Raw genomic sequence first — 21,706 nt, forward strand, 5'->3', positions numbered from 1 at the left:
CATTAGTGGTGATTTTCTATATTATTCGACATTGGTATTAAAATAAATCACTTTTCCTTTTGATGTTACCGTTTGGTAACTTAGTTTTGTGACCGAGTGGTAACAAAGATGTAAAGTATGGAAAAAGAAGTAGTAAGAACGAATAAAAACAGAGAGTTGACAGAGCTGGCTTTGTTGAAGGCGGTGGACGACCTGATAGAAGAAGATGGTTTCGAGAATCTGGGAATTAATGCGGTTGCAGCAAAAGCCGGATTATCCAAAATGCTGATTTATCGTTATTTTGAATCGCTGGACGGATTGATTGTTGCTTATATCGAACGGAATGATTACTGGATTAATCTGGAACCTGAACTGCCGGAAGTGGAACATTTGGGTGAATTTGTCAAGAAACTGTTTCGTGACCAAATCACGATGTTGCGTAACAGTTATACGTTGAGGCGGTTGTATCGCTGGGAACTTTCGGCCAAGAATAAAGTAATCAAAGAACTGCGTGAGAGGAGGGAGGCGAAGGGTATCTGGCTGATTGATGCTGTCAGCCGGTTGACGGACTGGCCGAAAGCGGATATTGCCGTTATAGCGACGGTTCTCACATCTTCTATCACTTATCTGGTTATGCTGGAAGAGAATTGTCCGGTCTACAACGGCTTCAAATTGCAGAGTGAGACCGGCTGGGAAGAATTGGAAAAAGGAATAGACCTGTTGATTGATAATTGGATTAAAAATTATAGAAATGCATAAGTATGGAATTATTTTAGGAGCTTGTATGGCACTGTTGGCCTGCTGCTCCTGCAACAACGATTTGGTTGAGTATAAGAGTAATGACTTAAAGATTACCTTGCAGAAAGGTGAATCATGGTTACACGATTTTCCCTTGTTTTTAGGAATCAGTAGAAAGAATCCTCCCCAGATAGCAATCTGGTTGGAAGATAAGGATGGAAATTATCTGTCGACCGTCTATGTGACGCATAAGATTGCAACTCAAAGCTGGCTGATGGCCGGCAAGAACAGAAGGAAAGAAGCATTGCCGCATTGGTGTTATTCCCGTGGGGTAAAATATGACGACGGTCTTTATCTGCCGACTAAAAAGGAACCTTTCACCGACGGTCTGACCGGCGCTACGCCGCATTCCGGATTCGATGTGAAGATGCAACCGGCAGACGGTCTGAAGCAGTTCCGTATAAAAATAGAAATCAACCATTCGACCGATTTTAATGAGAGTTATCCCAAATCGGCTCAGGAGGGAGATGATAATTATTCGGGAGGAAAGGAGGGGAGCGGACAACCGGCTGTTGTCTATGCCGCAGATATCGACCTGACATCCGGTGTTACATCGTATGTCGCCAGCCTTATCGGTCATAGTTCGCCTGACGGAAGCAATGGGCAACTATATACGGATACTTCCAGCCTGACTTCCGCTTTGAAGATTGTCGAACAAATAACCATAACGATTCAGCCATGAAACAATATCTGTTTATCATGCTTTTCTTTCTGATACCGTTTTTCTCGAAAGGACAGAGGGAATGTAGCCCTGTCCGGTATCAGGTAACCGTCAGTACGGGTATTCCGATGAGCACTCCTTCGACAGTCCCTTTCACATTGGAAGGCAGGGTGTTGTATTCTTTCAGTAGCCGCTTTGCTGCCGGTGTGGGAACCGGATTTTCCCTTTATGATAAGGAAGCACTGATTCCTTTGGCGGGAAACCTACAATTCAACCTGTTAAAACCGGGCAGGTTCACTCCTTACCTGGATTGTGCGGCCGGCTATTCTTTTGCACCGGCAAGTAAAGTGGACGGAGGATTTTATTTGTTTCCGTCTGTGGGTGTCCGGATGAACTTATTGTCTGATAAGGAGATGTTGTTTTCCCTGGGATACGGATTGCAGGATTTAAAGCGCTTACGGGAATATTCAACTCCTTATTTTGATTCTTCCTATGAAGAATCGTTGAGTTTTCATAGCCTCCCCTTTAAGCTGGGGATTGTTTTTTGAACTTTATTAAACTCGTTTTTTCCGAAAAGAAGAAAAACAAACGTACCTTTGTTGTGTTATTACTAACGATAACAGCAAAGATTTATGAGAAAAAGAAACAATTGGCAACTTATCAAAGGTCAGCCACTTACCGAATTGGATAAAAAGATTCTCTACCTCCAGAATAAAGGTCATTTGGTACCTTCCCGGAAATTGATTAAAACAGAAGAACAGATTGAAGGTATCCGCAGAAGCGGGGTTGTAAATTCAGGTATTCTCGATTTAGTGGGAAAAGAAATAAAAGCCGGAATGTCGACAGCCGCAATAGACAAACTGGTCTATGACTATACGGTTGACCACGGTGCTATCCCGGCCCCGCTGAATTTTGAAGGATTCCCGAAGAGCGTGTGCACTTCCATCAATGAAGTGGTCTGCCACGGTATCCCCAGCGAAAAAGAGATATTGAAAGAGGGGGATATTATCAATGTAGATGTTTCGACAATTCTGGACGGTTATTATTCGGATGCTTCGCGGATGTTTATGATTGGCAAGGTTTCTCCTGAAAAAGAGAAACTGGTGCGTGTGGCAAAAGAGTGCCTGGAAATAGGAATGAAGGCAGCTAAGCCATTCGGTTTTGTTGGCGACATAGGTCATGCCATCCAGAAACATGCGGAAAAGAACGGTTTTTCTGTTGTCCGTGATTTATGCGGGCATGGGGTAGGACTGGAATTTCATGAAGAACCCGAAGTAACTCATTTCGGACGTAAGGGTACCGGCATGTTACTGGTCCCGGGAATGGTCTTTACGATTGAACCGATGATTAATATGGGTACATATCGTGTTTATATTGCCGAAGAAGATGGCTGGACGGTAATAACCGACGACGAACTTCCTTCCGCCCAATGGGAACACACATTCGTGATGCGTGAAAACGGACTGGAAATATTATCGGACTAAACACCGGTTCAAAGATAAGGGACCTTTGAAATCAAAATAAGGGACTTTTGTACGCAAAGCATATATGTTTCGTAATCAAAGCATATATGTTTTGTAAGTACTATTTATCCGAATAAAAAAAGCGATACAAATTGTATCGCTTCTGCACGGAAGGAGAGGCTCGAACTCCCGACACCTGGTTTTGGAGACCAGTGCTCTACCAACTGAGCTACTTCCGTATTGCGGGTGCAAAGGTAGGTTTTTATTTTTAATATGCAAGGCTTTTTCAGAAAAAGTGCAATTCTATTTTCACTTACCTGATAAAATCCAACGAAAAGCGAAACAACCGTCATATCTTTTTTTATCTTTGAAACCTTATAGAAAATATAATTAAATCTATATTGTATAAATACAATCAACAAAACATGGAAAACGAATTAGAAATGAATTCGAATCTTTTAGTCGAATTTTTGCAGAAACCTTCATCTGAGTTTACAAAGGCGGATATTATTTCTTTTATCCGCGAAAAAGGAATCAAGATGGTCAATTTTATGTATCCGGCAGGAGACGGCCGTCTGAAAACATTGAATTTTGTTATTAATAATGCAGCCTATCTGAATGCAATCCTTACCTGTGGTGAGCGTGTGGATGGTTCCAGCCTGTTCTCTTTTATTGAAGCCGGCAGTAGCGACTTGTATGTAATTCCCCGCTTCCGGACAGCCTTCGTCGACCCTTTTGCCGAGTTGCCGACGATCACTATGCTTTGTTCTTTCTTTAATAAAGATGGCGAACCGTTGGAAAGCTCTCCCGAATATACCTTGTATAAAGCAAGCAAAGCCTTTACGGAAGTAACAGGCATGGAGTTTCAGGCAATGGGCGAATTGGAGTATTATGTGATAGCGGAAGAGGAAGAATTATTCCCGGCAACCGACCAGCGCGGATATCATGAATCCGGCCCGTTCGCCAAATTCAATGAGTTCCGTACCCAGTGTATGCAATATATTGCCCAGGCCGGCGGACAGATTAAATATGGCCATTCCGAAGTCGGTAACTTTACATTGAACGGAAAGATATATGAGCAAAACGAAATCGAGTTTCTACCAACCAAAGTGGAAGAAGCTGCCGACCAGTTAATGATTGCCAAATGGGTAATTCGTAATCTGGCTTATAGCTATGGTCTGGATATCACATTCGCTCCTAAGATTACAGTCGGAAAAGCCGGTTCGGGTTTGCATGTTCATATGCGAATTATGAAAGACGGTAAAAATCAGATGTTGGCCGACGGTGCTTTGTCTGAAACTGCCCGTAAGGCGATTGCCGGAATGATGCAACTGGCTCCTTCGATTACTGCGTTCGGAAATACGAATCCAACCTCTTACTTCCGTTTGGTGCCCCATCAGGAAGCTCCGACAAACGTTTGCTGGGGCGACCGGAACCGTTCGGTATTGGTACGTGTCCCCTTAGGCTGGGCTGCAAAGAAAGACATGTGTGTATTGGCTAACCCCCTGGAATCGGAAAGCCATTATGATACGACACAGAAACAGACGGTTGAGATGCGTTCGCCGGATGGTTCTGCCGATTTGTATCAGTTGTTGGCTGGATTGGCTGTCGCTTGTCGTCATGGTTTTGAGATAGAAAATGCGTTGGAAATAGCCGAAAAGACTTATGTAAATGTGAATATCCACCAGGAAGAAAACAAGGCCCGTCTGGAAACTCTGGACCAGTTACCCGACAGTTGTGCTGCTTCGGCCGAACGTCTGCAAAAGCAACGGGCTGTCTTTGAGAAATATAATGTGTTTAGCCCGAGCATGATAGACGGTATAATCAAAAAGTTGAAGTCTTATAACGACTTTACCCTGAGAGATGATTTGAAGAATGACCCCGAAGGAATGCTTCGGTTGGTAAATACTTATTTCCATTGCGGGTAGTTGTATAAAATAGAAAGGGGGAGAGCCTTGTCCCCGTGCTTGACACGGGGCCGCAGAAGAACTGACCTTATCAATCAGATATTTACGGTCTGCCTTAATGCGTTCCCGTGTCAAGCACGGGAATGGGGTACTCCCTCTTTATAACATTCCGAGTTCTTCAAACATCCCTCTGTAAACCGCCGCCTTTTCCTCTAATGGTTTCGGATAGGCTCGTGATGAGGAAGGCATACGATATAACCTGAATACCCGGTCCAGTAAGGTGAATGTTGAATAAGTTCCGACTTTCGGCTCCTCTGTCGGAGGCAATACCGATAAAATCGTATCCATCGCTTTCTGCCCTGTAACGACAATCGCTTTACATTCGGGTATTTGCGACAGGACTTCTTCCGGATTTATCGGTTTTATCACTTGCAGGAAATTATCGGAAGCATTATTCTTTAACCGGATTATTTCGACAGCCGTATCGCCGATACCGATACCTTTCTCCCGGCAGAAAGTCTTGGCTTTCTCTTCACTGAACGCTTTCTTCGTTTCAAGAAAATATTCTTTATCGCTATAAAACAATAGTCCGAGGATACGCCACATATCGTTCTGTATATTCGGGTAATAAAAGTTCATCGACCAACGTTGCATCGGAGGAGGAAAGCTCCCCAACATAAGCAATTTAGTCTGCTCCGGTAAAAAGAAACCTAACGGATGTAATTCTGAAACCATCGGGATATAATTATCGTTTTATTGTCTGTTGTTTTTTAGCGTGCATTTCCCTGGCAAAAGCATCATAGCCGATTGCCTGTATTCTTCTGATACAGGCCGGACGGTCGGAACGGAAGAGGATAGAAAATACTTTTCCGATGAAGTTATTGAACTTCTTGCATTCATCGATAGAACTGATTGTGCAGTCGGCACAACTTTTATAGTTATGCTCGATGTTGCATGCCCGTATTTTACACCAGTCCGCTTTTTTATTCTCCCAGCATCCGGGGCATTGTCCTTTTACGAATTTGCGACAAGCACCGCAATATAGGCCACAAGCTGCAACATATGCAGCGTCGGGTTGATATGTAAGGTTTTCCATTCCTTTCATATATTCTTTATTTTACGGATTCTTCCCATTCAGCCGCTTTGAAGCCGACCAATACCTGATTCTCGCTTACCAACAAAGGACGTTTGATTAGTTTGCCGTCGGAAGCAAGTAGTTCTATCTGTTCCTTTTCACTCATGGAGGGCAATTTGTCTTTCAACTGCATGGCTTTATATACAAGGCCACTGGTGTTGAAGAAGTTCTTCAGCGGTAATTTGCTGCGTCCTATCCATTCCGTCAACTCTTCAGCCGAAGGATGCTGGTCGATTATATGGCGGTCTTCATAAGCAACTTTATGTTCGTCCAGCCATTTTTTTGCGTTCCGGCAGGTACTGCATTTCGGATATTCTAAAAATAGATATTTCATACCTGTCTGATTTTATTTGTCTTTTTTACGTTGGTTTTTGGCATCTTCCTTGGCAAGAAGGACAATGTTGTAAACGAAATCAGTCATCCATTCTTCCGAATAGCCTAATGTCTCTTTGTATTTGCGGATGCTCCAGGCTGTTTTCTGGACACTGACCTCTTTCCATTCCGAACGGGTTACAATCTCATGGATTGTTTTTGCTGTCTGGTTATATAATAATTTTTTTACCAGCATGGAGAAACGGAACTTCCATTGCATCAGGTTATCCAGCAGGGAGAACAGGTCATTACAAAATCCCTGGAAAAGGAAAAAGTATGATTTGATGTCGTTTTGCGACTTACAGTTCTTTTTTACTGAGGCTTCTATTTCCTTGAAGAAACTTTCTTTCATGGCATAGTCCTGCATTAATATCTTGCGGACACGTGCCTTTTCTGCGATACCAGGCTTGTTATTTTGGGTAGGAATTTTCAGCATCCGTTTGAAAAGGGCCATATCCGACAACATATTAATATTGGTAATACCCAACTGTACGGCCATTACCGCCTGATAATATACGCGGATTAATGTTACAAATTCTTCAACGGAGCCTTTTGATGTAGCTTCTGTTTCCTCTTTTTCTTTCTTGAATAGTTTAGAAATTATGTTCATGTGTATCTGTTATAAAATGATTACGGGGACAAAGATACTAAAACTTGTCCCCGTTTTAAGAATTTCTATTCAATTCTCTCAACTGTTACCTCCGGAAATTCTTCCATGAAAAGTAGCAGCTGGTTGTCGTCCGTACTTTTCCTGGCCTTTATAACCAGGGTGACAATGAAAGTATCGACGTTTGAATGACTGACTTTTTCCATTTGGTAGGAGACGAGCAGGTAGCCTTTGTCGTTCAGAACCCGGGTTACCTTTTTTATGATATCTTTCTCATTGGTGGAAAAAATAATCATCGAACTTTTCATTCCCAGGCTTTTAAAGATATAACTTAGCAGTTCAAGTCCCATCAGGGTCAGTACGGTTGCCGCAACACCGATGCCGTACATTCCGGCACCGATTGCCAGGCCGATTCCGGCTGTTGCCCATATTCCTGCGGCAGTCGTCAGTCCGCGAACAAATTGTTTTTGTATGATAATGGTTCCCGCTCCGATAAAGCCGATACCACTAACAACCTGTGCCGCAACACGGCTGGGGTCGAGCGAAACACTACTTTCTTGTATAATCTGCTGAAAACCGTATTGGGATACAATCATGATAAGGGCACTTCCCAGTGAGACCAGGAAATGTGTACGATAGCCGGCTTCTTTCGCCCTGTATTCCCGGTCAAGACCGATTACGGCACCAAGAATACCGGCAATAAATAATCTCAGAATAAAATCCCATAACATAATTGTATGCCTCCCTTGTTTATAATCCTAATACTACATTTTGAAGAATATATACTCCTGCACCGGCCAGATATCCGATCAAGGCCAGCAAGGATATGTTTTTCAGATACCAGATGAAATTGATGCGTTCCAATCCCATCACGACAACTCCGGCAGCCGAACCTATGATCAGCATGCTGCCTCCAACTCCGGCACAATAAGCCAGGAATTGCCAGAATATTCCGTCCTGAACAAAGTTTGCCATATAAGTCGGATCTGTTGCTGTTGCGATGATAGCGTCTGTTGCAACCGGATACATGCCGATAGCTCCGGCTACCAGCGGAACATTATCAACTACGGCCGATAAAGTACCGATGATCAGGTTTACAGCATATACATTTCCGACAGTTTCATCCAGCCAGAAAGCGAAATCTGTCAATACACCACTACACCGCAATGCGTCGACAGCCAAAAGGATTCCGAGGAAGAATAATAGGGTTGCCCCGTCTATACGACGCACTATTTTTGACAGACGAAGTTTAAGGTCTTCATTGACAATATTTCGTTTATACATTAATTCTGTATAGATCCATAAAATACCGACTCCCATCAGGATACCCATAAACGGAGGCAAATGAGTGATCGTTTTAAATATAGGGACGAATATAAGACATAATACGCCGAGTATCAGTATCGAGAGTTTTTCTTTGGTTCTTAATTCTTTGAGTAGTTTGTCATTTTCATTATAGGTAAATGCATCGGGCGGAGTCACTTTCCCATGAAGGAAACGCATCATGATGAGAACGGGTACTATCATTGATACCAGACTGGGCAAAATCAGGTGTGGAATAGTTGAGGATGAGGAAATGTTTCCTCTGACCCAAAGCATGATGGTTGTCACGTCTCCAATTGGTGACCAGGCCCCGCCACTGTTTGCAGCAATGATAATCACGCTGCCGAATACCCACCGTTCTTTGTAGTTCCCCAGTAGTTTCCGCATTAGCATAACCATAACGATGGAAGTTGTCAGGTTATCGAGTATGGCAGACATGAAAAAAGTAATAAATGCGACCAGTAGTAATAATTTTTTTTTCTGGTTGGTTTTGATACGGTTTGTGATAAACATGAAACCGCCGTGAGCGTCTATCAACTCCACGGTGATCATCGCGCCAATCAGAAAAATCAATGTTTCTGCAATTTCTCCGATACTGTCCAGTACCTGGTGTTCAACGACGAAGCGGGTACATTGTTCTACAAAAGGAAGATCTGCTATAGCCGGATAGGCATCCAGAAATTCATTAAACTCTTCGGCTGATGCGGTCGGGATCAGATCAGGTGCAGCAAATGTGTATAAAACCCAAAGTATTGTTCCGGTCAGTAGGGCTGTTCCGGCTTTGTTCACCTTTAGCGGATGCTCTAAAGCTATACATAAGTATCCAATCAGAAAAACAAAAATCATTACTGTCAACATAGCAAATCTTCTTTTTCTTTTTAAATTCAGTTAATAGTCGCAAATGTAGGAATTATATGGGATTAACACTCCTTTTGGGCGAAATGTTTTGAATTATATCTCATCCTGCTTTTTGTTTTCCTTATTCAATCGTAATCCGTTTTTTGCATTCAGAGGTGAAATGACTTGTTTTCCGGTTTTTGCCTCTAATTCAAGTCGGGCATTACGGGCAACTTCTCCTCCTTGCATTGCTACATCTATGTGTTCATTGAACGTATCCGGTTCGGTAGCCTCGGAAATTTGTTTGGTAGATAGTTCTGCCAGCATGTTGAGTACAAGTTCTGTGTTTGTCATATTATCCCGCAAATTTTCCTTTTTAAGACCTTTCAGTTGCTTGTATTCTTTAGTCGTGTTTCCTGACCATGTTTTGGTAATTATATCAGTGAGGGTTGCAAATTGTACTCCCTCCTGTAGACCGTGACGTTTCCATTCATCAGTCAGGTCTTTTCGTATTTCAATACTTTTGAGGCGCTGGTTGATCCAATTATCCGAATAGCCGAGACGTTTATAGTCAGTCATAGCCTGATCAATGGATAATTCCGGGTCCTGTAGTTGGTCAAGCCGCTCTTTTGCTACTTGAGCTATCCAAAGTTTGAACGGCTCTGCTTTAGGTGATGGGATGGACTGGATAAGACGAAAAAGTTGTTCAGTTGTGGCGACATCTGTCATGCGCATTTTTCCGTCAGAAGCAGGCATCTTCAACTGGTGACAATTTGTCACCAGTTCACTACCTTCTTCTTTTAGCCTCTGTTTTAGCTTGTTCCAGTATTTTCGACCATCTATGCTTTCGGTCAGAATAGATATTACATCCACTATAGAAAAATACCACTCTTCAGTTTTATCGTCCCAAAGAGTACGAACTTTTTTTTCTTCAAAAATTTTGATTGCTTCTTTCTTTGTCATGTTTCGATGGGTATATAGAGATTATTATTAAGGTCTTGTTTTTAGGGAGCGGTAAATGGGACTCGAACCCACGACCCTTAGCTTGGGAAGCTAATGCTCTACCAACTGAGCTACTACCGCGTTGACAGGTGCAAAAGTATATAAATCTTTTGTTTTTTTGTACCTTTGACGCAAAAATATTTTATCAGATATGAATAAAGAAAAGCTTACGCTGATTAAGGTCGGCGGAAAGATCGTTGAGGAAGAGGAAACATTGAAAAGTTTGCTTCGGGATTTTTCTCATATAGAAAGTTTTAAAGCATTGGTACATGGCGGAGGACGTTCTGCAACTAAACTGGCGAGCCAGTTAGGCATCGAAAGTAAAATGGTGAATGGCCGCAGGGTGACTGACGTTGAAACACTGAAAGTGGTAACAATGGTATATGGCGGCCTGGTCAATAAAAATATTGTGGCCGGTTTGCAGGCGTTAGATGTGAATGCACTAGGCCTCACTGGAGCAGATATGAATCTGATGCGTTCGGATAAACGTCCGGTAGCTGAAGTCGATTATGGTTTTGTGGGAGATGTGAAAGAAGTGAATGCAGATTTGCTGGCTTCTCTGATCCATCAGGGCATTGTTCCGGTATTGGCTCCGCTGACCCATGACAAACAGGGGCATATGCTGAATACCAATGCTGATACGATTGCCGGTGAAGCAGCAAAAGCACTGGCTAAGCATTTTGATGTAACATTAGTTTTCTGTTTTGAGAAAAAAGGTGTATTGCGGGATGAGAATGATGATGAAAGCGTTATTCCGGAAATAGACCGTACGGTATTTAAACAATTGGTAGAAGAGGGGATTATCCAGGGAGGTATGATCCCTAAACTGGAAAATTCATTTCAGGCAATCGATGCAGGGGTGAAAGAGGTTATTATAACCCAGGCTTCTGAAATCCATCAGGGAAAAGGAACGAAAGTTTATTGATAAAATGAAAAGGAGGTTGTGTCAAAACGCTGGCACAACCTTTTTTTATGCACAAAGCCCAGACTTTCACAAGCCCGGGCTTTGTTATTACCCAAAGTTTTTGTATCTTTAGGCATAAAGTTTTTCATTATGGCAAAGTTACATTTTCGTCCTTACATTCCCAACCAAACAGTTCTTTTTCCCGGAAGAATTGATGAAAACATAGCAGCGAACGATCCGGTTCGCATAGTTAATACTGTTGTTGATAATCTCAATCTTGACAATTTCAAGAAGCTTTATAAAGCAACCGGTCGTTGTCCTTATCATCCTAAAATGATGCTTAAGGTGATTATCTACGCCTACATGAACAATATCTATTCGTGCCGCAAAATAGAGAAGCTTCTCCTACGTGACATTCATTATATCTGGCTTTCCGGTAATGAACATCCGGATTTTATAACCATCAACCGTTTCCGTAATCGTGTAAAAGAAGAGATAAATAATGTATTCACGCAGTTGGTTCTTGTCCTTGTCGACAAAGGTTTCATCAGCCTTGACGTAGAGTATATTGACGGTACCAAGATTGAGTCCAGAGCCAACAAATATACTTTTGTCTGGCGCAAGACAGTCGAAAAGAACCGTACAAAGCTGATGGATAAGATCCGCATTCTCCTGGAGCAGGTGGATGAAGCCATAGCCCAAGAGAACTCCGCCAAAGACACACCCGTAGAGTTCACTCCCGCCATGCTCTCAGATATAGTGAATGAACTTAAAGAGGTGCTGGAACACCAGCCTGTAACAAAGGACAAGGAACAAAAGAAAGTCATCCGGGAAAAGAAGAAACAGGTCCGGGAACTTGAGGAGTACCGTGACAAGTTGATGGAATACGACAACCATCTTGACACTCTTGGAGAACGCAACTCCTATTCCAAGACCGATCCTGATGCCACCTTCATGCGCATGAAAGAGGACGCCATGAGAAACGGACAGACCAAGCCCGGATATAATCTGCAAATAGGTACCCAGAACCAATTCCTCATAGACTTCCGACTGTTTCCCAACCCAACCGATACACTGACCCTCATACCTTTCTTCCACTCCTTTGAGCAACGCTATAACCGCTTACCGACTGTCGGTGTGGCAGACTCCGGTTACGGCTCGGAAGAAAATTACCGGTTCATGCAAGATAATGGGATAGGAGCCTTTGTTAAGTACAACTACTTCCATAAAGAACAGCGTCCCCGTTATACCCCCAATCCATTCCATGCGGAGAGTCTCTATTACAATGCGGAAGAGGATTATTACGTTTGTCCTATGGGGCAGCACATGAACCGTATAGGAACCAGGCGTGACAAAACAGCTAGCGGATACATCACCGAAAGTGCCCGGTATAAAGCACAAAGATGTGAAGGGTGTCCTTTACGTGGCAGTTGCTTTAAAGCCCGGGGGAACCGTATTATAGAAGTCAACCACCGGTTAAACCAATACAAACGGCAGGCACGGGAAAGGTTACTCTCGAAAGAAGGCATCAGGCATAGGGGAAGGCGATGTATAGAACCGGAAGCAGTTTTTGGACAAATGAAACACAACATGGCATACAAAAGGTTCCGGCATGTGGGAGAAGACAAGGTTACAATGGACTTTGCCTTCTTTGCTATAGCTTTTAATATCAAAAAGATGTGTACAAAACTACTAAAAGCAGGAAAGAGAAGGAGTACACACACTATATTTATCTTTATCAGACCACGTGTGGCTCAACATACGACGAATATTAAGCCTTATTACCTAATTACTGAAAAAATAGTCGCATAGACAAAAAAAGAGGAACGACTATTTTTAAGATAAAAAAGGAGATGTGCCTTAGTTTTGACACATTTACCTTTCCTCTTTCCTCTTTTCATTTATTATTTGATGCTTCTTATTTTTACGTTACGGAACCAGATCAGGGAATCACCATGTTTACCCTGTAATCCGATATATCCTTTTGTTGGAAGTTCTGCAAATGGCTTAGGTAACCAACTGGGGATTTCACTGCCGTCCGGGTTGACTGTTCCCGAAGTCCATTTGCTCATGTCCATTTCCGTTACTTTTTTACCATTCAGGATAACATTAATGCGTTGTCCGACACATCTGATGCGCATATGGTTCCATTCGCCGGGCTTTTTTACTATTTTGTCTTGTTTTGCACCCAGGTGGCCGTAAATGGCTCCGCACTTTTCATAAGGTTTGCCGTTTCCCCATTTTTCACAATGATCATCGGCAATCTGTATTTCTACAGAATTGGGAATCCAATCTTTAGTATCGGTGCAATATACTACAACGCCACTATTAGTTCCTACGTCGGTTTTGAAGTCCAAATCCAGTTCAAAGTTTTCATATTCGGTCTTTGTCCAAATGGATTCATCCTCCACTGCTGCAAGTACACCGCCTGTCATACTCCAAACTTCAGGATTGTAGCTGGCATCGGAAAGGTTTTCTCCGAACAGAGGTTTCCATTTGTTGTCGGAAGCTGAAACACTAAGGGTGCTGATGATGCCTAGAAAGAGAATTGAGAAATAAAAAAATCGTTTCATGTTATTGGATTTTAAGATAAAATAATTAGAAATCCAAAGATAGATAATCCATTTTAATAAGCGAGTAAAAACTGGTTAATTTTATACCTGTCTTTTGAATGATAGCAAAAAAGGTTGATTTATACGAAATATGTTGTTTTCTGTTGCTGTTTTCTTTTATTTTATTATTTTTGTTTCGAAAAGGCTGGTGTCTGATTTCTGGATTAAATATAATAAAATGTAAATACAATAAAAATAGTAAATAGATACGTTAAGTTGAGTAGGAAAATTACAGGCATTAAAATAACTAATTTGTAAGAATTTCATAGACATACCAGGCCTGTATATATAATAAGGGATTGCTCGGGATGAGTGATCCCTTTCTTTTAATAGTTCCTTTTATTCCGGTATGTTTAATTTTATAAATAAACTCTTTACCTTTGGGGGACAAATTAACAACAATGGAAAAGAGTAAAACAATCGTTAATATAAATAATGTAGTAACCCGTTTACCGGAACTGCGTTTTGCGGAGCCATTCAGCTGGAAAATCAATGAAGGGGAACAATGGGCAATAGTCGGACCTAACGGAGCTGGTAAAACATTGATTGCTGACCTGATGCAGCGCAAGTTTGCATTGAAAGAGGGAGAGGTGACGTTCAGTTATGATGACAAAATCAGTAACCTGATAAAAAGTATAGCATTCAAAGACATTTACTCATTAGCTGATTGCCGGAATTCTTATTACCAACAACGCTGGCACTCAACGGAAACCGATGAAGTGCCGACTGTAGAAGATATTTTGAAAGAATATTCCGGTACAACGGATTTACATCAGATACTCTCATTTTTCGGTATTGAGGACTTGCTGCCTAAAAAACTCATTTTTCTTTCCAGCGGGGAACTACGTAAATTTCTTATCGTCCGTTCTTTATTGAACCATCCGCGTATTTTGATACTGGATAATCCTTTTATCGGTCTGGATGCGGCTTCGCGTGATGTGTTGGTTCATTTACTACAACAAATGGCGAAGCTGGATAATGTACAGGTTATTCTATTGTTGTCGAATCCGGATGACATACCGGAGATGATAACTCACGTTTTGCCAGTCTATAACCGTACACCTTATCCTTCTCAGACACGTGCTGATTTCATGGGCCGGACAGACTTGTTGGAACATTTGTTTCCCGGTTATTCCGGGGATATTTCATTACCCGCATCGAATAAAGAACCCTCTGCCCATGAAGTGACGTTCCGTATGGAGCATGTCTCCATTAAATATGGTAGCCGCACTATTTTAAAAGAACTGGACTGGGAGGTGAAAAATGGAGAGAAATGGGCGTTATTCGGTTCCAATGGTGCCGGAAAATCAACTTTATTAAGTTTGATTTATGCAGATAACCCTCAATCTTACGCAAATACCTTATATTTGTTTGACCGGAAACGGGGATCGGGTGAGAGTATCTGGGATATAAAAAAGAGGATAGGATATGTTTCTCCGGAGATGCATCTCTTTTATATGGAGAATGTGCCCACTTTAAATATCGTCGGTTCCGGATTTTTTGATTCTATCGGATTGTATCGTAAATGTACGGAAGAACAACAGTCTATAGTTTTGGCTTGGATGCGTGTATTTGGGATTGAAGAATTGAAGGACCGTTCGTTCCTGACATTGTCTTCCGGAGAACAACGATTGGCTTTACTGGCCCGGGCTTTTGTGAAAGATCCGGATTTAATTATTCTGGACGAGCCGTTGCACGGACTCGATATCAGTAATAAACGGAAGGCTGCCCGTATTATTGAGCAGTTTTGTGAACGGCCGGGAAAGACATTGGTTTACGTCACTCATTATCCGCATGAATTACCTTCGTGTGTTGATAAACGTTTTGAATTGATTAAACATGCTTAAAATATAATACCATGAAATTGAAAGTCACAGCTTTCTGGTTGGTTGTATTGGCTGCTTTGTTCATTTTTCTTCAGGAATATAGCAAGTTCCATTTCTTTTTTATCGAACAAAGTCAGTTATTTCAATTTACCGGTGAGTATATTTCAGAGAAACTGGCTATGCCTGGTGGGTTTGCATTAACCTTATCTGAGTTTTTGGTGCAGTTTTTTATCTATCCCTATGCCGGTGCCGGAATTACTGCGGGACTGTTGCTGTTAACCGGATTAGGAATGAGAGGGATTGTTCGCCGGATCGCTCCGGACACGAATTGTTTCCTGCTTTATCTGATCCCGATTGTTTTGATTATGTTCCTCCATTTTGATTTTAATTATCTGGTTTTTGGAACGATAGCATTCAACATGATGCTTTGTGCTTTGTATTTCTGCCTTTGTATATCGACAGACAAATGGCGGATGATAGCAGAGATCATTATAACACCTTTGCTTTATGGACTGGCCGGGTCTGTAGCATGTTTGTTTGCTTTGTCGGTGGTAGTATATGAGTTCTTTAATAAAACTCCCCGGTTTTACTGGTCGTTATTTTCTGTTGTTCTCGCTCTTCTTTGCGGGGTCTGCAGTGTCTATTTCTCGATGCTGGGGGAATATCGTTTTGCTTTCTTGCCGGATGCTTACTATCATACTGCATTGGAACCGAAAACTGTCATCTATTATTCATGGATTTCGTTGCCTTTGATCCTGATTGTCGCTTTTCTGTTGAGGAAAAGGAAGAAAGATATTGGTAAAAAACTCCTGATTGCCGGCGGAATCTTTCAGGTAATCCTTTTATTTGTATTATGCTGGTGGGGAATACCTGAATATGGAGATAAGAAATCAGCCAAAGTGAAAGAACTCGACTATTATGCAAGGACGGAACAATGGGATAAAATAGTGGAAAGCAGTCAAGGCACGTTGACTAATTATCTGAATATGTGTTTTTTGAATCTGGCATTATCTCAAAAAGGAGAGTTGGCAGATCGTTTATTCAGTTTTGACCAGAGAGGACCGCAGGGAATAATGGTCGGATGGAATAAAACAGAGCAGATATCCTCTTTATTGAGTGATATTGCTTTTGCCATGGGAAATCCGGCGATGGCTCAGGAAATGGCTTTTGAAGCATATGCAACAGCCATAGGAGAGGGGAATCCCCGTATGTTAAAGAGACTTGTTCAGACAAATATTATTTATGGGGAATATCCGGTGGCGGAGAAGTATCTGAATATATTGGAGAATACATTTTATTATAAAAAATGGGCCGGTGAACATCGTAAATTTTTATATAATGATGCTGCTGTAGAGCAGGATCCGGTGCTGGGACCAAGGCGCAAATGTTTACCGAAAGAGAACTATCTTTCAGAGATAAACTATATCGAAAAAGACATGCGTATGATCGCTGAAGCCAATCCGGAAAATAAAGCGGCCATCGAATATCTGGGAGCCTTTCTTTTATTGGCAAAGAATATGGATGGTTTCAAAGGACTGGTCGAAACTTATTATGGAACGGAGGTGCTCCCAGTGTTGCCGAAGTCTTTCCAGGAAGCAGTGATCACGTTGTCGGAAGCGGAACCTGATTATTGGAAACGTTTTGATATTTCTCCCTCCGTCATGCAACGTTTTGCAGAATACAAGAAACAGGTTCTGGCGAACCGGAATAATAAGAGTGCCCTCCCCGGACTGTTGCGCAGGGCTTACGGAGATACTTACTGGTTTTATTTTATGTTTAAATAAAGGAATGGGATATGAATGGAAATTATAAATATATAGCATTGCTGGCCTTGTTTTTTTCTTGTTCGGATTCGGTTCAGGTGAGTGATACGTTAAGCGAAAGACCTGCTATCTTCCCGGATTACACCGATATAACGATACCGGCAAATATCGCTCCGCTGAATTTCTCTTTGGAGACTCCTGTTGAAGATGCACGTGCTGTTCTGTCATTCTCGGATCAGCAGATAAGAGTGAAGGCGAAGGATAACCAGTTCGTTTTTCCTGTTTCTAAATGGAAAAAACTATTATCGTCTGCGGCAGGAAATGAGGTAAAGGTTGTTGTTCAGGTGAAAGATAAAGGGAAATGGGTGGAATATGCTCCTGTTAAATGGAATGTGGCGGCAGAACCGGTCGATCCTTATATAGCTTACCGTCTGATTGCACCGGGATACACTTTATGGAATAAAATGGGACTTTATCAGCGTAACCTGGAGAATTATACCGAGATGCCTATTATCGAGAATAAGATGAGTGGCAGGAACTGTGTGAATTGTCATTCATTTTGCATGCAGAATCCGGATAAGATGCTTTTCCATATGCGTGAAACATATCCGGGAACTCTTCTGATAGATGGCGATAAGATAGAAAAACTGAACACGAAAACCGAGCAGACAATATCCTCTTTGGTCTATCCTTCCTGGCATCCTTCCGGAAAATATGTGGCATTTTCTGTAAACAACACCAAACAGGGTTTCCATGCCAACGACAGGAACCGTATAGAAGTGTTTGATGAGGCGTCGGACGTTGTTGTCTATGATGTGAAAAAACATGAGATTGTAACTACGGCTAAGTTGTTTTCCAAAGATGCTTTTGAAACTTTCCCGACATTCTCTCCGGATGGAAAAACGCTTTATTTCTGTACGGCTCCGGCACGTCCTATTCCGGAAGAGTTTTCAGAGATCAAATATAATTTATGTGCTATCGGATTCGATCCTGACAGCCGGAGTTTCGGTTCAAAGGTAGATACTTTATATAATGCAGCAGTTTCAGGTCGGAGTGCTTCTTTCCCCCGGGTATCTCCGGGCGGGAAATATTTAATGTATACAGTCTCGGGTTATGGAAATTTCTCAATCTGGCATAAAGATGCGGATTTGCAGATGGCGGATTTGTCAACAGGAGAAAGCATACCGTTAGATATATTGAATAGCGATGATGTGGAAAGCTATCATTCCTGGAGTAGCAATAGCCGTTGGGTTATATTTAGCAGTCGCCGGATGGATGGATTATATACACGTCCTTATATCGCTTATATAGATGAAAAAGGAAATGCATGCAAACCGTTTTTATTGCCTCAGAAAGATACCGGCTTTTATGACCGTTTTATGATGTCATATAATATTCCGGAGTTTATTACCGGAAAGGTGAAAGTCGGTGGCAGGGTGTTAGGACTGAAAGCGAAAGAGGATAAAGGGATAGATGTGAAGTTCGCTAAATAAAAAAAGCCGCTTTTAAGCGGCTTTTTTTATTAGTAATATTAGTCGAATTTCTATTATTTGGAAGAAAAAAGTTTGTTCTTATTTATCCGAATGACTTTTCCGTATTTCGATAACTCATCCAGATTAATTCGTTTGGGGTCGCCTATTATACCGATAGCTACCGGGCGGCCTTTTACGTTTTGTTGATAGAATTTTACAACATCCTCAAATGATAAATTCTGGATTTTAGGTAATTGTGTTTTGGCAGGATCTTCGGTATAACCCAAACGCTTCCATGCTTCATACACTTGGCTCCTTGAACGGAAGTCCGGTTTAGCCGTTTGAAGACCTTCCCTCAAATAATCTTTTATGCCACTGATGCGGTCTGCATATTCAGGCATTTCCGTCAATAGATTCATAAAGACATCAATTGCGTCTATCGTTTTATCTGCCTGGGTACCGATATATCCTTCGAAGTAGGCATTTTTATTAGCCAGAGGTGGCGTGATTTCTCCACCATCTGCGGTATAAGCCATAGAACGGTATTCACGAACTTCCTGCATAACCAATCCGCCGAATCCGCTTCCAAAATATTTGTTGAAAGCTTTGTAATAAACGTCATCTTCAACCTTAAAAGGATTACCTTCGACATAAAAATAAATCTTGCTTTGCAATGCATCGTTATCGGATACGAAATAGATCGTATTTTCTTTATATTGAACACGATCCTTTACAACAGGTGAGTTACTTGTCTTTTCTGTAGCTTTCAAAGGAAGGTTCTTGCTTAAAACATCGTAAACATCATTGAAAGGCATTGAACCCACATAATGAATTTCTGCTTCATAATCTGTGGCCCGATTGAATTCTCCTGTAAGACTGCTGATTGTTAGATTGATAATATCTTCCAATGGCATACGATCCAGATATTCGGATTTGTTTTGATACAGTAAATAGTCATGTAAGGCTCCTTCCAACAAATTTTCATTTTTTTCTTCGATAGCGCGCATCTGATAAGCAGAACCAATCATATTATTTAATTGTTTCTCATCAAGTTTGGGCATAAGGATCTGACGAGTCAGCAAATTACAGGAAGCTTCAAGATTTTCTTCGTAACCAGACATAGAGACATAAAGGTAATTGTCATCTACACCAAAATTACAAACTGCGCCTAGGGCATTGAACTCCTGCTTTAACGCTTGCGGTTCATAAGCTCCCATAATACCGGCATTGTTCATCAAATCGACGGCATATTTAAGTTGAGGCATTTCATGGGTTCCGACTCCATATTTCAGAGTTAGTGTGAATATCGCATTTTCCTGATTCTGTGTATAGAATAATCGGGAGCGTTCATTCACTTGCTTGATCTGGACAGCATCGAACTTTTCATAAACCGGATCAACTTTACGAACCGGTAGCTTACGGAATTTTTCAGCATATTGTGATATCACTCCGCGTTCCGGATTGATCGGATCATATTTGGGTTTGGATAGTTTTTCAGCCTTAGGGGCTTTTCCTGGCTGATAATTTAACACAATGTAATTTTTATTGAGATATTTGCTTGCAATCTCTTTTACCTGTTCTATGCTGATGGCTTTCAATCTTTCTTTATAATTCAAAACATGGCTTATGTCTTCATTACAAATAAAAGTAGACAAAATTTGTTCCGCTTTATTGTATGATGATTCAAAAGCGAGATCGAAGTCACGTATAAGAGTCGCTTTCACTGAGTTGAATAGTTCTTCATTAAATTCTCCTTTTTGTATTTTGGAGACTTCCTGAAGTAACATTTTCTCAAGCGATTTTGATGATTCGAAGCGGCGTTGGTTTACATCATAATAGGGGACACCTACAATTAGTATACGACCTTGTTCTTTGAAATTGATCAAACCGGCATCAGCCCCCAGGACATCTCCGGACAAAGATAGTTTATCTAATAATCCGGTACGGTTACTATTAGATAACATGTTTACACAAATAGTAAGGGCTAATTCGTCTTCATGTCCTTTCGGAACCCCTTTGAAGGCTAATCTTAAAGTAGGGAAGTCTCCCATTTTTGTACTATATTCTGTGCGGCCTTTTATTTCTATTTCAGGATAGGTTTTCCGTTCTGGGCTTTTTTGTGGATTCAAACGGCCAAAGCGGTCATTAATAAGCCCCATTGCTTCTTTTAACTTGATATTTCCGACTAAGATCAGAACCATATTTTCCGGAACATACCAACTCTTATAGAAATCGACTAATCCCCCCAGACGAGGTTTTTTGAGATGTTCCTGTAAACCTAGTATTGCGCGGGAATAAGGATGACCAGGGAAAATGTGTTTCAACATAAAGTCTGATTGCAGGGAACCTTGCATATCCTGACTTCTGTTAAATTCTTCGTAAACGGTTTCCAACTCCGGCTGGAAGGCGCGAAAGACCGGATTAATAAAACGTTCTGAATTAAGGTCTAGCCATTTATATAACTGAGAGGGGGGAAATGAACTGTAATACATGGTTTCATCGTATCCGGTTGCAGCATTGAGCATTTTTCCTCCCATATTATCTGTCAATTCAGCAAATTCGTTAGGAGCGGCAAGCTTCGCTGCTTCTACGGTCAGTTTATTTATTTCAAGTGAAATCGCTTCTTTTTTAGCTGGGTCTGTTTCATTTGCCATTTCATCATATTTGGCTATGATCTGTTCATATATAGGTTTTTCTTTTTCCCAGTTTAAAGCACTGATACTCTGTGTTCCTTTAAACATCATGTGTTCCAGGTAATGTGCCAGTCCAGTTAAGTCTTCCGGATCATTTACCGCACCAACTTTTACTCCGACTAAACCAAACACATCATTTTTCGTACTATCTTCCCATATATATACAGAAAGTCCGTTTTTAAGTTTAAACCCCTTCAATCCTTGTGCAGAAACCGTGAAAGGGTAAACAACCGTGATTATTAACCAAATCAGAAAATAGATTTTTTTCATTTGTATTTAATTTATGTTGTAGATGTAATAAAACAAAAAAGATACTGTCTTATTAGCATAAAATAAAACAGTATCTTTTTCA

General features: G+C 41.3%; 19 protein-coding genes and 2 tRNA genes. 10 read left to right on the top strand and 11 right to left on the bottom strand.

Annotated elements, in window-relative coordinates; genetic code table 11:
• Positions 1-117: 117 nt before the first annotated feature.
• From K6V26_RS04520 to map, 4 genes are all read left to right on the top strand, one after another.
• Positions 118-738, top strand: coding sequence for a TetR/AcrR family transcriptional regulator (locus tag K6V26_RS04520; protein WP_186961303.1), 621 nt, complete (start codon positions 118-120; stop codon positions 736-738).
• Complete coding sequence (locus tag K6V26_RS04525) at positions 731-1,459, top strand: DUF2271 domain-containing protein (RefSeq protein WP_224264700.1); 729 nt, start codon at positions 731-733, stop codon at positions 1,457-1,459. The genes K6V26_RS04520 and K6V26_RS04525 overlap by 8 nt, the downstream gene beginning before the upstream one ends.
• A complete protein-coding gene (locus K6V26_RS04530; protein WP_224264701.1) occupies positions 1,456-1,986 on the top strand; it encodes a hypothetical protein in 531 nt (176 codons plus the stop codon). Before K6V26_RS04525 ends, K6V26_RS04530 begins: the two co-directional genes overlap by 4 nt.
• 84 nt (positions 1,987-2,070) lie before the next feature.
• Positions 2,071-2,922, top strand: a complete 852-nt coding sequence (gene map, locus K6V26_RS04535; RefSeq protein WP_010800013.1) for a type I methionyl aminopeptidase — start codon at positions 2,071-2,073, stop codon at positions 2,920-2,922.
• Between the two features lie 145 nt (positions 2,923-3,067).
• On the opposite strand, the gene K6V26_RS04540 is transcribed toward map, so the two are convergent.
• Positions 3,068-3,140, bottom strand: a tRNA-Trp gene (locus K6V26_RS04540).
• A 186-nt stretch (positions 3,141-3,326) separates the two neighbouring features.
• Between K6V26_RS04540 and K6V26_RS04545 the strand changes: the two genes are divergently transcribed.
• Positions 3,327-4,829 carry a glutamine synthetase family protein gene (locus tag K6V26_RS04545; protein WP_007652603.1) on the top strand — a complete coding sequence of 501 codons (1,503 nt, stop codon included), beginning with the start codon at positions 3,327-3,329 and terminating at the stop codon, positions 4,827-4,829.
• A gap of 138 nt (positions 4,830-4,967) precedes the next feature.
• Here the strand turns inward: K6V26_RS04545 and K6V26_RS04550 are convergent, their stop codons facing one another.
• From K6V26_RS04550 to K6V26_RS04585, 8 genes are all read right to left on the bottom strand, one after another.
• On the bottom strand, positions 4,968-5,543 hold the full coding sequence (locus K6V26_RS04550; RefSeq protein WP_224264702.1) for a uracil-DNA glycosylase family protein: 576 nt from the start codon (positions 5,541-5,543) through the stop codon (positions 4,968-4,970).
• Between the two features lie 10 nt (positions 5,544-5,553).
• The gene (locus K6V26_RS04555) at positions 5,554-5,913 is read right to left on the bottom strand and encodes a DUF3795 domain-containing protein (protein WP_007652606.1); all 360 of its coding nucleotides are present in this window, start codon (positions 5,911-5,913) and stop codon (positions 5,554-5,556) included.
• A 7-nt stretch (positions 5,914-5,920) separates the two neighbouring features.
• Positions 5,921-6,277 (bottom strand): arsenate reductase family protein, encoded by a 357-nt coding sequence (locus K6V26_RS04560; RefSeq protein ID WP_007652607.1) that lies wholly within the window; start codon positions 6,275-6,277, stop codon positions 5,921-5,923.
• 12 nt (positions 6,278-6,289) lie between these two features.
• Complete coding sequence (locus K6V26_RS04565) at positions 6,290-6,925, bottom strand: hypothetical protein (RefSeq protein ID WP_007652608.1); 636 nt, start codon at positions 6,923-6,925, stop codon at positions 6,290-6,292.
• Between the two features lie 65 nt (positions 6,926-6,990).
• Positions 6,991-7,653: an MgtC/SapB family protein gene (locus K6V26_RS04570; protein WP_007652609.1), complete on the bottom strand. Its 663-nt coding sequence runs from the start codon at positions 7,651-7,653 to the stop codon at positions 6,991-6,993.
• Between the two features lie 19 nt (positions 7,654-7,672).
• Positions 7,673-9,103, bottom strand: a complete 1,431-nt coding sequence (nhaD, locus tag K6V26_RS04575) for a sodium:proton antiporter NhaD (protein ID WP_224264703.1) — start codon at positions 9,101-9,103, stop codon at positions 7,673-7,675.
• A gap of 93 nt (positions 9,104-9,196) precedes the next feature.
• Entirely contained in the window at positions 9,197-10,045 is an 849-nt protein-coding gene (locus K6V26_RS04580; RefSeq protein WP_224264704.1) for a BRO-N domain-containing protein, read from the bottom strand.
• 47 nt (positions 10,046-10,092) lie between these two features.
• Positions 10,093-10,165: transfer RNA gene (locus K6V26_RS04585), tRNA-Gly, on the bottom strand.
• Between the two features lie 70 nt (positions 10,166-10,235).
• Between K6V26_RS04585 and argB the strand changes: the two genes are divergently transcribed.
• A complete protein-coding gene (gene argB / locus K6V26_RS04590) occupies positions 10,236-11,009 on the top strand; it encodes an acetylglutamate kinase (RefSeq protein WP_224264705.1) in 774 nt (257 codons plus the stop codon).
• A gap of 129 nt (positions 11,010-11,138) precedes the next feature.
• Positions 11,139-12,800, top strand: a complete 1,662-nt coding sequence (locus K6V26_RS04595) for an IS1182 family transposase (protein WP_224263243.1) — start codon at positions 11,139-11,141, stop codon at positions 12,798-12,800.
• A gap of 92 nt (positions 12,801-12,892) precedes the next feature.
• Here the strand turns inward: K6V26_RS04595 and K6V26_RS04600 are convergent, their stop codons facing one another.
• Entirely contained in the window at positions 12,893-13,561 is a 669-nt protein-coding gene (locus tag K6V26_RS04600) for a 3-keto-disaccharide hydrolase (protein WP_010800008.1), read from the bottom strand.
• Between the two features lie 440 nt (positions 13,562-14,001).
• Here K6V26_RS04600 and K6V26_RS04605 point away from each other — a divergent pair, with 440 nt between their 5' ends.
• From K6V26_RS04605 to K6V26_RS04615, 3 genes are read left to right on the top strand one after another with little or no spacing between them, the layout of a single operon-like run.
• Positions 14,002-15,447 (top strand): ATP-binding cassette domain-containing protein, encoded by a 1,446-nt coding sequence (locus K6V26_RS04605; RefSeq protein ID WP_224264706.1) that lies wholly within the window; start codon positions 14,002-14,004, stop codon positions 15,445-15,447.
• Between the two features lie 11 nt (positions 15,448-15,458).
• Positions 15,459-17,210, top strand: a complete 1,752-nt coding sequence (locus K6V26_RS04610; protein WP_048316162.1) for a DUF6057 family protein — start codon at positions 15,459-15,461, stop codon at positions 17,208-17,210.
• An 11-nt stretch (positions 17,211-17,221) separates the two neighbouring features.
• Entirely contained in the window at positions 17,222-18,682 is a 1,461-nt protein-coding gene (locus tag K6V26_RS04615; RefSeq protein WP_224264707.1) for a TolB family protein, read from the top strand.
• Between the two features lie 53 nt (positions 18,683-18,735).
• On the opposite strand, the gene K6V26_RS04620 is transcribed toward K6V26_RS04615, so the two are convergent.
• Positions 18,736-21,624, bottom strand: a complete 2,889-nt coding sequence (locus K6V26_RS04620) for a M16 family metallopeptidase (RefSeq protein WP_224264708.1) — start codon at positions 21,622-21,624, stop codon at positions 18,736-18,738.
• Between the last annotated feature and the right edge of the window lie 82 nt (positions 21,625-21,706).

Origin of the sequence: Parabacteroides goldsteinii (genome assembly GCF_020091425.1) — a bacterium.
GTDB classification, from domain to species: domain Bacteria; phylum Bacteroidota; class Bacteroidia; order Bacteroidales; family Tannerellaceae; genus Parabacteroides; species Parabacteroides goldsteinii.

Bases quoted from the DNA above. Each gene is read 5' to 3' on its own strand.
- K6V26_RS04520 (WP_186961303.1), top strand. From the start codon at position 118: ATGGAAAAAGAAGTAGTAAGAACGAATAAAAACAGAGAGTTGACAGAG.
- K6V26_RS04525 (WP_224264700.1), top strand. From the start codon at position 731: ATGCATAAGTATGGAATTATTTTAGGAGCTTGTATGGCACTGTTGGCC.
- K6V26_RS04530 (WP_224264701.1), top strand. From the start codon at position 1,456: ATGAAACAATATCTGTTTATCATGCTTTTCTTTCTGATACCGTTTTTC.
- map (WP_010800013.1), top strand. From the start codon at position 2,071: ATGAGAAAAAGAAACAATTGGCAACTTATCAAAGGTCAGCCACTTACC.
- K6V26_RS04545 (WP_007652603.1), top strand. From the start codon at position 3,327: ATGGAAAACGAATTAGAAATGAATTCGAATCTTTTAGTCGAATTTTTG.
- K6V26_RS04550 (WP_224264702.1), bottom strand. From the start codon at position 5,543: ATGGTTTCAGAATTACATCCGTTAGGTTTCTTTTTACCGGAGCAGACT.
- K6V26_RS04555 (WP_007652606.1), bottom strand. From the start codon at position 5,913: ATGAAAGGAATGGAAAACCTTACATATCAACCCGACGCTGCATATGTT.
- K6V26_RS04560 (WP_007652607.1), bottom strand. From the start codon at position 6,277: ATGAAATATCTATTTTTAGAATATCCGAAATGCAGTACCTGCCGGAAC.
- K6V26_RS04565 (WP_007652608.1), bottom strand. From the start codon at position 6,925: ATGAACATAATTTCTAAACTATTCAAGAAAGAAAAAGAGGAAACAGAA.
- K6V26_RS04570 (WP_007652609.1), bottom strand. From the start codon at position 7,653: ATGTTATGGGATTTTATTCTGAGATTATTTATTGCCGGTATTCTTGGT.
- nhaD (WP_224264703.1), bottom strand. From the start codon at position 9,103: ATGTTGACAGTAATGATTTTTGTTTTTCTGATTGGATACTTATGTATA.
- K6V26_RS04580 (WP_224264704.1), bottom strand. From the start codon at position 10,045: ATGACAAAGAAAGAAGCAATCAAAATTTTTGAAGAAAAAAAAGTTCGT.
- argB (WP_224264705.1), top strand. From the start codon at position 10,236: ATGAATAAAGAAAAGCTTACGCTGATTAAGGTCGGCGGAAAGATCGTT.
- K6V26_RS04595 (WP_224263243.1), top strand. From the start codon at position 11,139: ATGGCAAAGTTACATTTTCGTCCTTACATTCCCAACCAAACAGTTCTT.
- K6V26_RS04600 (WP_010800008.1), bottom strand. From the start codon at position 13,561: ATGAAACGATTTTTTTATTTCTCAATTCTCTTTCTAGGCATCATCAGC.
- K6V26_RS04605 (WP_224264706.1), top strand. From the start codon at position 14,002: ATGGAAAAGAGTAAAACAATCGTTAATATAAATAATGTAGTAACCCGT.
- K6V26_RS04610 (WP_048316162.1), top strand. From the start codon at position 15,459: ATGAAATTGAAAGTCACAGCTTTCTGGTTGGTTGTATTGGCTGCTTTG.
- K6V26_RS04615 (WP_224264707.1), top strand. From the start codon at position 17,222: ATGAATGGAAATTATAAATATATAGCATTGCTGGCCTTGTTTTTTTCT.
- K6V26_RS04620 (WP_224264708.1), bottom strand. From the start codon at position 21,624: ATGAAAAAAATCTATTTTCTGATTTGGTTAATAATCACGGTTGTTTAC.